Origin of the sequence: Caulobacter segnis (assembly GCF_023935105.1) — a bacterium.
Taxonomy (GTDB): Bacteria; Pseudomonadota; Alphaproteobacteria; order Caulobacterales; family Caulobacteraceae; genus Caulobacter; species Caulobacter segnis_B.
In genome coordinates, this window is record NZ_CP096040.1 from 603327 (window position 1) to 618001 (window position 14675).

Sequence of the window (14675 nt, forward strand, 5' to 3'; positions counted from 1 at the left end):
GGATGGACACGGTCCTGGCGAAGGGGGAGACGCGGACGGCGGGCATGGTCCGGATCGACGGGCGGACCTTCGCCATGGGCTCGACGCGCTTCTATCCGGAAGAGGCGCCGATCCGCCGCGTGCGGGTGGACGGCTTCTGGATCGACGAGACGCCGGTGACCAATCGCCAGTTCGCCGCCTTCGTCCGGGCCACGGGCCATGTCACCGATGCGGAGATCACACCCGATCCGCGGGACTATCCCGGCATGCCGCCCGAGATGGCCAAGGCCGGTTCGCTGGTCTTTCAGCCGCCGAAGGGACCGGTTTCTCTGGATGCGCCGCTGTCGTGGTGGGCCTTCACCTTCGCGGCCCACTGGCGCAAGCCCTACGGCAAGGGCAGTTCGACCCTGAACCTGCCGGACCACCCCGTCGTCCACGTCTCGTATCGCGACGCCGAGGCCTACGCCGCCTGGGCCGGGAAGTCCCTGCCGACCGAGGCCGAATGGGAGCTTGCCGCGCGTGGCGGCCTGGAGGACGCCGAGTTCGCCTGGGGCGACACGCTGGCGCCGGACGGCAAGATGATGTGCAACTACTGGCAGGGCGCCTTTCCGGCGCAGAATCTGCGCCTGGACGGCTTCGAGCGGACCTCGCCGGTCAGGCGCTTCCCCGCCAATGGCCACGGCGTCCACGACATGATCGGCAACGTCTGGGAGTGGACCTGCGACTGGTGGTCGCTGCCGACGCCGAAGGGGCCTGGTTGCTGTCCGCCCAGCAATCCGCGCGGCGGTCCGATGGAGGCCAGCCTCGACCCCGCCCAGCCCCACGCGCCGATCCCGCGCAAGGTGCTGAAGGGCGGCTCGCACCTGTGCGCCGAGAACTACTGCCAGCGCTATCGGCCCGCGGCCCGCATTCCGCAGACGATCGAGAGCGCGACCAGCCACATCGGCTTCCGCTGTGTCGTGCGAGACGCTCCGCCAGGCTGACGACCCGCCCCTCGACGTTCGATCGAACTCGCGCCCCTCGGGTTTCCCTTTGCCCGAGGGGCTTTTTCTGACGTCATCGGAGGGGGGCGCGAGGCGCCGCCGGGCGGGGGTGGCTCAGAGACGCCAGGTCAGCCGGGATTGACCTTCAGGCCTGAGCGCGCCGCCGAACGGCGCTGAGCGCGATATGATCCGTTGACGGATGATATGGGCGCGATGGGGCGACACCATGCTTGCGAAGCCTGGAAGCCTTTAGGGAGACCATGCTGAGTGGTTCGGCCACCGCCGCGGCCGGCCGCAAGGGCCTGACGCAGCCGGCCGTCAGCCGCCTGATCGCCCAGCTGGAACAGGATGTCGGCTTCGAACTCTTCTATCGCGAGAAGGGGCGCCTGACGCCCCCCTAATTGACGCCCTACGAGCGCGCCCGCGCTTCGGCCAGGTCGAGGTCGCGGGTCAGCCGCGAGCGGACGCCGTCATTGACCACGCGTTGGCGCACCAGACGGCGCAGCGCCTCGCGCTCGGCCTCCAAGGCCTTGAGGCGAACATCCTTCTCGAAGGCCTGGCTGCGGCGGGCGGCGACCGCGACCTCGCCCGACTGGGCCAGGCTGTCCAGGCGGTCGCGATAGACGTCCGCGACCCGCGCCGTGGCGGCCTGGAAGTCGAGATCGGCGGCGTGGGGCGAGGCGGTCATCAATTGCTCGACCGCGTGGATCGCGGCGTTGGCCAGGGTCGTCCGGGCCTGCTGGGCCTGTTCCTGGCTGTCGGTGTCCGGCGGCAGCTGCAGGTTCTTCAGCAGCAGCGGCAAGGCGGTGCTGGAGATCAGCAGCGACAGGACGATGACGCCCGCCGCCAGGAAGATCGCCAGGTCGCGCGCCGGGAAGACCTCGCCGCTGGCGGTGACCAGGGGCAGGGTCAGGACGCCGGCCAGGGTGATGGCCCCGCGGGCGCCGGCGCAGGCCGTGGCGGCGATGATCTTCCAGTCCGGGCTGGCGCGTTCCTCGCCTCGGCGGCGCGCGCGCAGCAGGGTCAGCTTCAGCGAGCCCCACACCCAGGCGAAGCGCAGGAGCCCCAGGCCCAGGGTGATGGCCACGACATAGACGCCCAGCCACCAGGCTTGGTGGTGGCCCGTGGTGCGCACGGTCTCGACCGCGCCGGCCAGGATCGAGGGCAGCTGCTCGCCCAGCAGCACGAAGATCACGCCGTTGGCGGTGAACTGCAGGGTGTCCCAGACCATGTTGCGGCGGACGCGGGTGGCGGCCACGGTCTGGCGGGCGGCTTCGGAGAAGCTCATCGCCACGCCGGCGGCAACGGCGGCCAGGATGCCCGAGGCGTGGACCTTTTCGGCCAGCAGGTAGGCGGCGAACGGGATCAGCAGGCTGACCAGGGTCTGGGGACCGGCGTCCTCGGCGCTCTTGCGCGAGAGCCAGGCGTTGAGGGTGGTGACGACCAGGGTGGTCAGCACGCCGATGGCGATCCCGGCCAGGGCGACCCAGGCGAAGGTCAGCACCGCGTCGCGCAGCACGAAGGTCCCGGTCAGGGCGGCGGCCACCGCGAACCGCAGGCAGACCAGGCCCGAGGCGTCGTTCAGCAGGGATTCGCCCTCCAGGATGTGCATCAGCCGCTTGGGGATCGGCACCCGCTGGGCGATGGCCGAGACCGCGATCGGGTCGGTCGGCGAGATCACGGCGGCCAGGGCGAAGGCCACGGCCACCGGCATGGCCGGGATCATCCAGTGAATGAACAGCCCAGCGCCGACCACGGTCAGCACAACCAGGCCCAGGGCCAGCTCCAGGATCACCGGCAGGTCGCGGAAGAAGTCGTCCTTGGGGATGCGCCAGCCGTCCAGGAACAGCAGCGGCGGCAGGAACAGCAGGAAGAACAGCTGCGGATCCAGCGCCACAGGCGTCTTGGTCACCAGGGCGATGAAGGCGCCCAGGCCGATCTGGACCAGCGGGGCGGGCACGGCCAGCGGCAGGAAACGCGCGGCCGCGCCGCTCAGCACGACGGCGGCCAGAAGCGCCAGGACGATCTCGACGGTCTGCATGCGGGTGTATGGTCCTTTCGAGGTCTAGCCCTTTTATCGGAAGGCTCGGGGGCTTGTCCTCGCTTCCGGAAACTCGAACCGACCGGAACGCGGCGGACACGCTGGCCGCGCTCAACCTCGCGACGGTCTTTCACAATATGAGATTGTTTCCTATAGAATGGAATGAAGCGGTCCGGCGGCGTTCGGAGCGGCAGTTAGGGAGTAGATGATGCGACGCGCGCTTCTGGCCGGCTTGGCCGTCTTCGCACTGGCCCCCGTTGTCCTGGCCGCGCCGGCCCTGGCCCAGCCCATCGACCGCCATGCGCTGGTCAGTCGTCACGACGTCAGACTGACCAAGGTCGATCCATCCGCGCCGCTGATGGTCGGCAATGGCCAGATCGGCTTCACCGCCGACATCACCGGCCTGCAGACCTTTCCCGAGGCCTATTCCAAGATCGCGCCGCTGCTGACCGAGGCCCAGTGGGCCTGGCACGCTTTCCCGAACCCGAACAACTACACCTATGCCGACGGGACCGTGCCGATCGACGTGCGCGGGACGAAGCAGCCCTACGCCTACATGAAGGACTGGAACGAGGCCCAGACCCGGCCGGCCCTGGCCTATCTGCGCGAGAACCCGCACCGCTTCTCGCTGGGCCGCGTGGCCCTGGACCTGCGCGACAAGGCCGGCAAGCCCGCCCGGTTCGAGGACCTGACCGCGACCGATCAGACCCTGGATCTGTGGAGCGGCGTGCTGACCAGCCGCTTCACCTACGACGGCGAGGCCGTTACCGTCCGCACTCGCGTGCACCCGACCCTGGACATGATCGTGGTCGACGTGGACTCGGCGCTGGTCGAGCAAGGCCGACTGAAGCTGTCGGTGAAGTTCCCAGGCGTTTCGAAGAACCTGAACCCCGATCCTTCGGACTGGAGCCATCCTGAGCTGCACACGACCAAGGTCACGGGCGAGGGAGCCCGCCGCCTCGACGTCGCGCGCCAGATCGACGCCACCCGCTACGTCACCGCCTTGCAGGCCGACCGCGCGGTCGACTTCACCGCCGCCGGGCCGCACGCCTTCGTGGTCGCGCCCAAGGCCAAGGGGCGAACCCTGGGGCTGGAGGTCGCCTTCTCGCGGACGGCCCTGCCAAAGGCGCTGCCCAGCGTGACCGTCGCCGACCAGGCCACGCGGGCCCACTGGAAATCGTATTGGACGCAGGGCGCGGCCGTGGATTTCTCGGGCAGCACCGACCCTCGCGCGGCCGAGCTGGAGCGCCGGGTGGTGCTGTCGCGCTATCTGATGGCCCTGAACGGCGCCGGCGAGGTCCCGCCGCAGGAGGAGGGCCTGTTCTCCAACAGCTGGAACGGCAAGTTCCACCTCGAGATGCACGCTTGGCACGCCGGCCATTTCGCGCTCTGGAACCAGCCGGAATATCTGGAGCGCAGCCTGCCCTGGTACCTGGGCCACCTGAAGGACGCCAAGGCCCGCGCCGCCAGCCACGGCCTGAAGGGCGCCTGGTGGCCCAAGATGGTCGGGCCCGACGGCGTCGACAGTCCCTCCAAGGTCTCGCCCTTCATCATGTGGCAGCAGCCGCATCCGATCTGGATGTCCGAGCTGGTCTGGCGCGACAAGCCGACCAAGGCGACTCTGGCCAAGTACGGCGCCCTGGTCTCCGAGACCGCCGACCTGCTGGCCAGCTTCCCGCATCGCGACGACAAGGGCCGCTATGTGCTGGGCCCGCCGATCATCCCGGTGCAGGAGAACTACGACCCGCTCACCACCTTCAACCCGGCCTTCGAGCTGGAATACTACCGCTGGGGCCTGGAGACCGCGCAGCAGTGGCGGGTCCGCCAAGGGCTGGCGCGCAAACCCGAGTGGGACGCGGTGATCAAGGGCCTGGCCCCGCTGGCGACCAAGGACGGCCTCTATCTGCCCACCGAGTCGACGCCCGACTTCTGGGACGTGGCCAGGAGCAAGGATTGCTCCAAGCACGCGGTCGGCGAGAAATGCATGAACCGCGACCACCCCTCGTTCCTGATGGCCTACGGCCTGATCCCCGGGAAGGGCGTCGATCCGGAGACCATGCGGCGCACGCTGCGGGCCGTCGAGACCGACTGGGACCTGCGCCAGACCTGGGGCTGGGACTATCCGATGGTGGCCATGACCGCCGCGCGCCTGGGCGAGCCGGACAAGGCCGTCGACTGGCTGTTCTTCGAGGCCAAGAACAACAAGTTCGGCGTCTCGGGCATGACCCCGCGCGTGCACCTGGACGAACACGCCCAGGCCTTCGTGCCCAAGGCCGGCGAGGGCGACCCGGTCGGTCCCGACGGCCCCGGCTACACCCGCGCCGCCGAGACCTATTTCCCGTCGAACGGCTCGCTGCTGGCCGCGGTGGCGATGATGGCCGGCGGCTGGGACGGCTCGAAAGGCCCGACGCCGGGCTTCCCGAAGGACGGCAAGTGGGTGGTGCGGGCCGAGGGCTTCAAGCCGTTGCCCTAGGCGCATCGGCTTTCAGCGACCCGATCAGACTCCCTATTGCCGCTCTATCCGGCTTTCGTCGGGGAGAGCGAATTCTGGGTTGATCAAATCTGAAATATCGATTGGCCCCAGGTCGCGAAGAGCGCGCCTGGACCGATGCGGAGCGGGGTTCAGTCTCCCTATCGCAAAACCCGAGCTTCTCGAGATTGGTCGCCAGCTTGGTCTGGCGAAGCGACGCTTTCCGCAGGCGATCGAGACCTTAAGGGCTCGGCGGCCAGCCTTGCTGGCGGCTGCGATTCAAACTGGTAAATCCAGGATATAATCTAGCAAAAACAATCTCATTTTGCGCGTCATGGGCCGGATCCGCATCGCACCTAGTTGGCCGCATGCGGCGAAACTGCGCCGAATTGGTAAGACCAGAGTTGCGATTTTCAGCGCAATGTTACAGGATGTGGATATATATCCCACATTGTGAAAACGTGGGTCGGTGACGATACCGGTGTCAAAACGCCGGCTAGGGGAGAAACACAGGATGACCTTCAGCCCATTCAAAGCGCGCCTGCTCGTCTCGTGCGCGGCTCTGGCCATCGTTGCATCCGCCAGCGCTGGCGCCGCCATGGCCCAGGCCGCCGCCCCGGATGCGGGTGAGCAGACCCAGGTCGAAGAGGTCGTGGTCAGCGGCTATCGCTCCAGCCTCAGCAAGGCCCTGGGCGCCAAGCGCACCAGCATCGGCGCGATCGACGCCATCCTGGCCGAGGACATTGCCGCCTTCCCCGACCAGAACCTGGCCGAAGCCATCCAGCGCCTGCCCGGCGTGACCATCGACCGCGTCGGTGGCGAGGGCCGTCAGATCTCGGTGCGCGGCCTGAACGCCGACTTCACCCGCGTGCGCATCAACGGCGTCGAGGCCATCGCCACGGGCGGCGGCAACCGCAGCCGCGGCTTCGACTTCAACGTCTTCGCCTCGGAGCTGTTCAACAGCATCACCGTGCGCAAGACCCAGTCGGCCGACGTGGCCGAAGGCTCGCTGGGCGCCACGGTCGACCTGCAGAGCGGCCGGCCGTTCGACTACAAGGGCTTCAAGGCCGCGGCCTCGGCCGAGGGCAGCCTGAACAGCATCACCGACCGCATCCTGCCGCGCGCGGCCGGCCTGCTCAGCTGGTCCAACCCCGACCAGACCTTCGGCGTTTTGGCCTCGGTGGCCTATTCCAAGCGCCAGCCGGTGGCCGAGGGCTTCAACACCACCCGTTGGCAAGGCGCAGACGCCAGCGACAACTTCGCCAGCTGTTCGAAGTGCACGACGCCGGAAGAGCTGGCCAAGGTCCAGAACGCCTTCTATCCGCGCATTCCGCGCTACACCGCCTCGAAGATCGACTCCGAGCGCCTGGGCATCACCTTCTCGACCCAGTGGCGTCCGAATTCCAAGTCCGAGCTGTCGCTGGACGTCCTCTATTCGGACCTGAACCAGTTCACCGAGAGCCCGAACCTGGAAGCGATCTCGTTCAGCCGTTCGAACGCGGCCGGCGTCGGCTCGACCATCGTTCGCGACTACGCGATCAACGACCGCAACACCTTCACCTACGGCGTGTTCGACAAGGTCGACGTGCGCTCGGAGAACGGCACCCAGCGCGACCACACGACCTTCACCCAGGTGACCCTGGCCGGGAAGTACGAGTTCACCGACCGCCTGCGCGGCCAGGCCCGCATCGGCGTGGCCAATTCCGACTACCGCATGCCCGAGCAAATCTCGTTCCAGCTCGATCGCAACGACGTCAACGGCTACACCTACGACGCCCGCGCCAACGACCGCACGCCGATTATCAACTACGGCTTCGACGTCGCCAATCCGGCGCTCTACACCCTGACCGAGATGCGCTCGGCGGTGCAGACCTCGCTGAACATCACCCGCACCGCCAGCGGCAATCTGGAGTTCGACGTCGACGAGCACCTGAAGCTGCGCGGCGGGATCGACGCCCAGCAGTACGTGGTCAAGTACCGGGGCGCGAGCCGCAACCAGGTGCTGACCGGTTCGAACCAGATCGTCGGCGTCGGCGGCTTCTCGAAGATCGTACAGTTCGGCCGCGACTTCCCGTTCCCGGGCGGCGACCGCAAGTACGTGGTGGCCGACATCGACAAGGCCCTGGCGCGCACCAATCTGCTGAACTTCCCGCTGATCGTGCAGCAGGGCGACACCCGCGACGTCGAGGAAGAGGACCTGTCGGGCTTCGGCCAGGCGGTCGTGGACGCCACCATCTTCGGCGGCATGCCGCTGCGCTCGGACTTCGGCTTCCGCGTGGCCCACACCAAGGTCACCTCGCAGGGCTTCATCGGTTCGGGTGTCTATCTGACGGCCAAGAACGACTACACCGACGTGCTGCCGTCGATGAACATCACGCTGGAGCCGCGCGACAACTTCATCCTGCGCGGCGGCATCGCCAAGGTCATGGCCCGTCCGACCCTGAGCAGCCTGACCCCCGGCGGTTCGGTCGGCGCCACCACCCGCACGGTCAACTTCGGCAATCCTGAGCTGGAGCCGTTCCGCGCCACCAACTTCGACTTGGCGGCCGAATGGTACTTCGCCAAGGAGTCGCTGATCGGCGTGGCGGTCTTCTACAAGAAGATCGACAGCTTCATCGCCAGCCAGACCACGCGGGCCGTCTACAGCTCGCTGGGCCTGCCGGCCAGCCTGCTCAGCACCAGCGCCGGCGTGTCGGTCAACGACATCTTCGACGTGACCAACCCCTACAACGGCGAAGGCGGCTGGCTGAAGGGCGTCGAGTTCCAGTACCAGCAGCCGTTCAACTTCCTGCCCGACTACCTGCGCGGCTTCGGCTTCATCGGCAACTTCACGTACGTCGACTCGAACGTGAACTACGGCACCAAGGCCGCGCCGAAGTACAACAAGCTGACCGGCCAATCGAAGACCACGGCCAACGCCACGCTCTATTTCGAGCGCGGCAAGTTCAGCGCCCGCACCTCGCTGGCCCGTCGTTCCGGCTTCCTGACGGCCTTCCCCGGCTCGAACGGCAACAGCGAGCACGGCACCCACGGCAGCACGTACTACGACTTCTCGTCGAGCTATAAGCTGCGGCCGAACCTGGTCGTCACCCTGGAAGGCATCAACCTGGGCGACAAGTTCACCGACGCCTATGTCGACACCGCCGACCGCGTCAGCGACTACCGTCACACCGGCCGGGAGATCCTGCTGGGCGTGCGCTGGACGTACTGACCGCCTTTAGAGCTCCTCCCCTGGGCCTGGCGGCGGACCTTCCCGCGCCAGGCCCGTCTTTTTTAGGAGAGTTGACGTGATCGCTCGCAGAACCGTTCTTGGCCTCGCCGCCGCCACCTTGGCGACGCCGGCCCTGGCCCGGCAGGCGACCCCGCCTGTCGCGCCCGCGCCCAAGGACTGGATCGACCCCAAGACCGGTCACCGCATCGTGCGCCTGTCCGAGGAGGGCGGCAGCAAGAACCTCTATTTCCACCAGCACGGCTACACGCCCCAGGGCGACAAGCTGGCGATCACCACGCCGTCGGGCATCGCCCTGGTGGACCTCAAGACCTTCAAGCTGACGCCGGTCCCCAAGACCAAGGACGCGGACCTGCTGTTCTTCCCGCGTCGTTCGCGGCGCCTGTACTATTCGGTCACGGCGCCGGGCGAGGGCCAGGCCGTCGACCGCCCCAAGACGATCTACGCCCTCGACATCGACAGCGGGAAGGCCACGGTCGTCGGCAAGCTGGCCCAGGGCCAGATCACCTCGGTCAACGCCGACGAGACCCTGCTGCTGGGGATCGTCACCTACGGCGGCAAGCCGCTGCAGCCCAAGACCGCCGACGACCTCAAGCGCTTCGGCCAGGCCGAGTACGCGGCCCTCGGCCCCGATGGCAAGCCGCTGTCCTTCGCCAAGGCCAAGGGCGTGCGGATGACCGAGCGCTTCGAGACGCCGACGCCGATGGAGATCTTCACGCTCGACCTGAAGACCGGCGCGCGCAAGGTGGTCCACGCCTCGGACAAGTGGTTGGGCCACGCCCAGTTCTCGCCGACCGACCCGGCCCTGGTGATGTTCTGCCACGAGGGGCCCTGGCACCGCGTCGACCGCATCTGGACGATCCGCACCGACGGCACGGGCCTGACCAAGATCCACACCCGGACCATGAACTTCGAGATCGCCGGCCACGAGTTCTTCTCGGCCGACGGCAAGTGGATCTGGTACGACCTGCAGACCCCGCGCGGCCAGGTGTTCTGGATCGCCGGCCACGAGCTGGCGACGGGCAAGAAGCTGTATCGTCGGGTCGAGCAGAACGAGTGGTCGGTGCACTATAACGTCGCCGCCGACGGGGTGCTGTTCGCCGGCGACGGCGGCGACGCCGACATGGTCGCCCATGCGCCGGACGGCAAGTGGATCTACACCTTCCGTCCCGAGACGATCCGCGACGCGGCGCTGCCCTACTACACCGACGACCTGATCACCGTGGACAAGATGGCCAGCGAGCGGCTGGTCGACATGTCGGCCCACGACTACCGGCTGGAGCCGAACCTGACCTTCACGCCCGACCAGAAGTGGATCGTGTTCACCTCGAACATGCACGGCGCCAACCACGTCTACGCGGTCGAGGTCGCCAAGCGCTGACCGTGCGCGTCGCGGGGCTGTCCGTTCCCCCATTCTCGGCGGCTCCGCGAGGCCCCGGCGCACCTCCAGCGCCGGGGCCTTTCGCGCTCTAGAGGCCCGTGACGCCCGAGGAGTCGACCACCTCGGGCGGCTTGCCGTCCAGGGTGTCGATCTTGCTGCGGGTGAAGGTCCAGTTCCTGGCGTTGGCAATGCGGCCGCCGGCCTGGACGTCGAGGTCCAGGTTCTCGAACGCGAAACCTTCCAGCGGCAGGTCGGGGAAGGCGGCGACCTCGAAGGCGGTCTTGGCGCCGATGGCCTTGATGTCGCGCACGCGCACATCGCTGAGGCGGCAGCGGCCCTGCTCCGGCGGCACGTGCTGGGTCATCACCTGCCAGTAAGGGGGTACGTCTGTCATGCCGGCCGGAATCTTGGCGTAGCTATAGGCCGGGTTCCAGTTCAGGTTTACGCGGAAGACGGTGAACACGTCGTGCAGGTCCATGCCGGAGATGTCGATGTTCTTGACCGTCCCGCCGCGCGTGTGGGCCGACTTGAACAGGATGCCGACCGGCGTCGGGTGATGCACGGTCAGGCCGGAAATCTTGATGTCGTGGAAGCCGCCCGAGGTCTCGCTGCCGAAGGTGACGCCGGCCGAGGCGTCGCGGATCACGCAGTCGCGGATGACGATGTCGCGGGTCGGTCGCGCCACCCGCAGGCCGTCGGCGTCGCGGCCGGCCTTGATGCACAGGGCGTCGTCGTTGCAGGCGACGTCGATCCGCTCGACCAGCACGTCGTGTGAGCTGTCGATATCGACCCCGTCGGTCGAAGGGCCGCGACCGCCTTCGTTGTTGCGGATCTCCAGGTCGGCCACGTGGATGTCGTGGGAATAGCAGACATGCACCGTCCAGAAGCCGGCGCGGCGCAGGCGCGGGCCGGCCAGTTCGACCTGCTCGCTGCCGAACACCTGGATCAGGCGCGGCCGCTTGCAGTCGTAGTCGGCGGCCCAGAGCAGGCCCTTGGGATCGTACTTTCGGCGCAGGGCCCAATAGCTGTCCCAGAACACCTTGCCGTCGCCGTCGATGGTCCCGTCGCCGACGATGCGGACGTTCTTCTGCTTGTAGACATTGACCAGCGCCGCCGGCCAGGTCAGCTCGATGCCGGCCACGCGGGTGGGCAGCTCGGGATAGTCGGCCAGGTTCTGCGAGCCCAGCAGGGTGACCCCCTTGTCCAAACGCAGGGTGACGCCCGACTTCAGGAAGATCGACCCGGTGCGATAGACGCCGGGCTTGAAGGCGACCGTCGCGCCGGTCTTGGCCGCTTCGTCGATCGCCGCCTGGATGGCCTTGGTGTTCAGCGTCCGACCGTCGCCGACCGCGCCGTGGGCGTTGGCCAGGATCGCCTTGCCGGCGGCGAGCGCCAAGGTGGGCGCGGACACGGCCACGAGGCCGAGCTGGAGAAGGGCGCGGCGTTGCATGGCGGGCTCCTCAGCGGGCCGGATTGAAGTCGGGCTTCTGGGCGAAGACGTAGGCCTCCCAGTCCGCGCGCGAATGGAAGTCCAGGCCTTTGTCCCACACCGCCCCCATATAGTAGACGAACGGTTTGCCGGGCGTGACCTTGACCAGCACCAGCCAGTCGCTGTCGGTCTCGACCACGTCGACGATCTGAGCCGGGTCGACCAGCAGGGCGACGCCCATCGTCCCCTTGTCGGGGTCGGTGACATCCCAGAACGAGAACACGCCCCTGGCCTTGTCGGCGCGCAGGTCGCCGGCCGTCTTGGAGGTCGGAGCCTTGGTGATGCCCAGCGCGACCGTGATCGGCCCCTTGGCGTTCGAGCCGAAGGTCGAGACCATCCGCGTGAAGTTCGTGCCCATCGGCAGGGTGAAGGTCCGGCTCTCCCAGACCTGTCGCTTCTCGCCCACCTTCCAAGGCGCGTAGCTGACCTTGAACGACGCCACGTCCGGGCCGTCCTTCAGGATCTTGTAGTCCTTCCAGTTGCGCGACACCCACAGCTTGCCGCCGTCCCAGACGCCCAGGCCGCCGGCGCCGCGGAAGGTCTTGACGTTGTAATAGTCGATGCCCTCGCCGTGATAGGCGTGCTGGTCGCCGGTGCGCAGCTGGCGGGTCATGAACGGGTAGCGGACGCTCTTGCCCCAGGCGTCGACGCCCGAGGTCGAGGGGGGCTCGTACTGCTCCAGCGCCGGACCGTAGATGCGGTGGGCGGTGCGGTCGTTCTCCCACAGGATGTCGTCATAGCGCTCGGGCGCATAGCGGACCGTCGCGCGGGGCTTGTCCTGGCCGGCCGGCGGCGGGGCCATGCGATAGATCATCTTGGGCGGCGTCGGCTGGCCCGGCGCGGCGGGCGGAACCTGGGCGGGGGCCAGGCCCGGACCCTCGATCAGCGGATCATAGGCCAGGGCGGCGACAGCCTTCATCTCGGTAGCGTGGCGCGCCTCCTCCTCCGGACCGCGCACCGTGCGCGGCAAGGCGGGCGTCGGCGTGGTGGCGACGATGAAGTCGGCGGGGTCCTGAGCCGGCTCAGCCAGGGGCAGGGCGGTGGTCGGCTTGGAAAGGTTCATCACCTCCAGCCCGGCCAACAGGAAGGCGCCCGTGCCATAGGGGCCGATGTCGGTGGCGGCGGTGGGAACAGGCTGGTCGCCGGTCTTCTGCACCGCGCCGATCATGCCGCTGGGCAGCGTCTGGGCCTCCAGCGCCTTCCAGCCCTTCACGACCACCGGCTGGTAGGTCGCGCGGTCCAGGACGCCGTGATTGATCCCCCAGGCCAGGGCGTAGACGAAGAAGGCCGAACCCGAGGTCTCGGCTTCCGGGAACAGGTCCGGCTGCATCAGGCTGGACGCCCACAGGCCGTCAGCGCGCTGCAGGCCCGCGACTCGCTTGGCCATGGCCTGGAAGATCGTGATGTAGCGCGGCCGCTGGACATAGTCGGCGGGCATCGCCTCTAGCATCCGGGCCATGCCGCCCATCACCCAGCCGTTGCCGCGCGACCAGAAGAGCTTGCGACCCCGCTCGTCGCGGCGCGCGATGAAGCGCTCGTCGCGGTAGTAGAGGCTCTCGTCCGGATCGTAGAGGCGGGCGAAGGTGCGCCACCACTGCTTGTCCATGGCCTCGAGATATTTCGGATCGCCGGTCAGGGCGCTCATCCTGGCCAGGACCGGCGGGGCCATGAACAGGGCGTCGCTCCACCACCACACCAGATGCTCGGGGATGGGCTGGCGGCCCAGGTGCGGCAGGGCCCAGTCAAGGCGTTGGCGCAGGGGCATGATCACGCCCTCCTGCCGACGGCGGGCGTAGAGCTCTTCGTAGAGGTCGCCGATCGCCATCTCGTCGGCGTTCAGCATCAGCTTGGGCGAGCGCGACCCGCGCAGGCCGTAGTTGAAGTGCTCGGCCGCCTCGCTGAGGAAGACCAGGGTTTCCTTGTCGTTGGTCACCCGGGCCAGGCGGGACGCGCCAACATAGTAGGTGGCCGAGACCCAGTTGGACGACATCTCGCGCACGGCCCCGCCGGTCGAAACCGGGATGGGCTCGGCGCGCATGGCCTTGATCTGGGCGGCGTTGGCGCGGTTCAGTACGGCCAGGACCGCGTCGGGCGCGGGGAGGGCGTCTTGTTTCGCCATGGCGGCCTTGGGCGCGCGCGGCGGGGCGGCCGAGACGCTCGCGGCCGAGGCCAGGGCCGCGCCGGCGAGGGTCAGGGCGATCACGGTGCGGTGGTTGGACATGACGCGAAACATGGGCGATTTCCTCCGCACAATGCCACTGCAACCGGTGTCATTGTCATTATGTGGAAGCCTATGCCACAAAGTGGAATGGCTGAAAAGGCGATCGGGGAGGATCATATGACGTTCACGTGGAGCCGCCGCGAGGCTTTGGCCGCCGCCGCCGGTCTGCCCTTGGCCGGTCTGATCCCGGCGTCCGCCAACGCCGCCCAGAAGGTTCGCGATCAGGCCGTCTGGACTTTCGACAATCTCACCCGGATCGGTGGCGTCGAGGCCCACGCCGAGGGCGCGCCCACCCTAATCGATGGTCCCTGCGGCAAGGCGGTTCAGTTCGACGGCGTCCAGGACGTGCTGTTCGTCGAGCAGCACCCGCTGGCCGGCGCCCAGACCTGGACCTTCGAGGCGGTGTTCCGCCCCGATGGCGGGAACGAAGCCCAGCGCTGGTTCCACCTGCAGGAGATCGCCCCGGCGGGCGCGCCGCCGTCGACGACGCGCTTCCTGTTCGAGATCCGCACCGTCGGGACCGAGTGGTGGCTGGACGCCTTCGTCACCGGCCCCGGCTACAAGCACACCCTGATCTTTCCCGAGAAGCGCTTCCCGATCGGCCAGTGGTTCCATGTGGCCCAGAGCTTCGACGGCAAGATGTATCGCTCGTACGTCGACGGTCAGCCGCAGGGCGAGGCCGAGATCGCCTATGCGCCGCAAGGGCCGGGCCGCGCCTCGATCGGGGCGAGGATGAACAAGATCGATTTCTTCAAGGGCGCGGTGCGCGAGGCTCGCTTCACCCGGCGGGCGCTGTCGCCGGAACACTTCACCCGCCCGAAGGCCTGAGACGCGGGTGTTCCGTTCAAGGACGAGCGACGGACCGCCTGTGCGTCGCCGAAG

The 14675-nt window shown here is 68.0% G+C and carries 8 protein-coding genes and 1 pseudogene; 6 read left to right on the forward strand and 3 right to left on the reverse strand.

Annotated elements, in window-relative coordinates; all coding sequences use genetic code 11:
• Positions 1-2 precede the first annotated feature (2 nt).
• Complete coding sequence (locus MZV50_RS03040; protein WP_252632952.1) at positions 3-962, forward strand: formylglycine-generating enzyme family protein; 960 nt, start codon at positions 3-5, stop codon at positions 960-962.
• 230 nt (positions 963-1192) lie between these two features.
• Positions 1193-1357: pseudogene (locus MZV50_RS26650) on the forward strand (helix-turn-helix domain-containing protein); the annotation flags it as partial.
• A gap of 14 nt (positions 1358-1371) precedes the next feature.
• Here MZV50_RS26650 and MZV50_RS03050 read toward each other — a convergent pair.
• On the reverse strand, positions 1372-3003 hold the full coding sequence (locus MZV50_RS03050; protein ID WP_436792204.1) for a Na+/H+ antiporter: 1632 nt from the start codon (positions 3001-3003) through the stop codon (positions 1372-1374).
• Positions 3004-3211: 208 nt separating this feature from the next.
• On the opposite strand from MZV50_RS03050, the gene MZV50_RS03055 reads away from it, so the two are divergent.
• The 3 genes from MZV50_RS03055 (at position 3212) to MZV50_RS03065 (ending at position 10083) form a co-directional block, all read left to right on the forward strand.
• Positions 3212-5476 (forward strand): hypothetical protein, encoded by a 2265-nt coding sequence (locus MZV50_RS03055; RefSeq protein WP_252632953.1) that lies wholly within the window; start codon positions 3212-3214, stop codon positions 5474-5476.
• Positions 5477-5987: 511 nt separating this feature from the next.
• Complete coding sequence (locus MZV50_RS03060) at positions 5988-8684, forward strand: TonB-dependent receptor (RefSeq protein WP_252632954.1); 2697 nt, start codon at positions 5988-5990, stop codon at positions 8682-8684.
• Between the two features lie 76 nt (positions 8685-8760).
• Positions 8761-10083 (forward strand): oligogalacturonate lyase family protein, encoded by a 1323-nt coding sequence (locus MZV50_RS03065; RefSeq protein WP_252632955.1) that lies wholly within the window; start codon positions 8761-8763, stop codon positions 10081-10083.
• Positions 10084-10171: 88 nt separating this feature from the next.
• On the opposite strand, the gene MZV50_RS03070 is transcribed toward MZV50_RS03065, so the two are convergent.
• The gene (locus tag MZV50_RS03070) at positions 10172-11533 is read right to left on the reverse strand and encodes a glycoside hydrolase family 28 protein (RefSeq protein WP_252632956.1); all 1362 of its coding nucleotides are present in this window, start codon (positions 11531-11533) and stop codon (positions 10172-10174) included.
• 10 nt (positions 11534-11543) lie between these two features.
• Positions 11544-13805: a glycoside hydrolase family 88 protein gene (locus tag MZV50_RS03075; RefSeq protein WP_252632957.1), complete on the reverse strand. Its 2262-nt coding sequence runs from the start codon at positions 13803-13805 to the stop codon at positions 11544-11546.
• 105 nt (positions 13806-13910) lie between these two features.
• Between MZV50_RS03075 and MZV50_RS03080 the strand changes: the two genes are divergently transcribed.
• Positions 13911-14621, forward strand: coding sequence for a LamG domain-containing protein (locus MZV50_RS03080; protein WP_252632958.1), 711 nt, complete (start codon positions 13911-13913; stop codon positions 14619-14621).
• The last annotated feature ends 54 nt before the right edge of the window (positions 14622-14675 follow it).

Excerpts from the sequence above, each read along its gene's own strand:
- MZV50_RS03050 (WP_436792204.1), bottom strand. The coding sequence starts at position 3,003 with ATGCAGACCGTCGAGATCGTCCTGGCGCTTCTGGCCGCCGTCGTGCTG.
- MZV50_RS03070 (WP_252632956.1), bottom strand. The coding sequence starts at position 11,533 with ATGCAACGCCGCGCCCTTCTCCAGCTCGGCCTCGTGGCCGTGTCCGCG.
- MZV50_RS03060 (WP_252632954.1), top strand. The coding sequence starts at position 5,988 with ATGACCTTCAGCCCATTCAAAGCGCGCCTGCTCGTCTCGTGCGCGGCT.
- MZV50_RS03080 (WP_252632958.1), top strand. The coding sequence starts at position 13,911 with ATGACGTTCACGTGGAGCCGCCGCGAGGCTTTGGCCGCCGCCGCCGGT.
- MZV50_RS03040 (WP_252632952.1), top strand. The coding sequence starts at position 3 with ATGGACACGGTCCTGGCGAAGGGGGAGACGCGGACGGCGGGCATGGTC.
- MZV50_RS03075 (WP_252632957.1), bottom strand. The coding sequence starts at position 13,805 with ATGTTTCGCGTCATGTCCAACCACCGCACCGTGATCGCCCTGACCCTC.
- MZV50_RS03055 (WP_252632953.1), top strand. The coding sequence starts at position 3,212 with ATGCGACGCGCGCTTCTGGCCGGCTTGGCCGTCTTCGCACTGGCCCCC.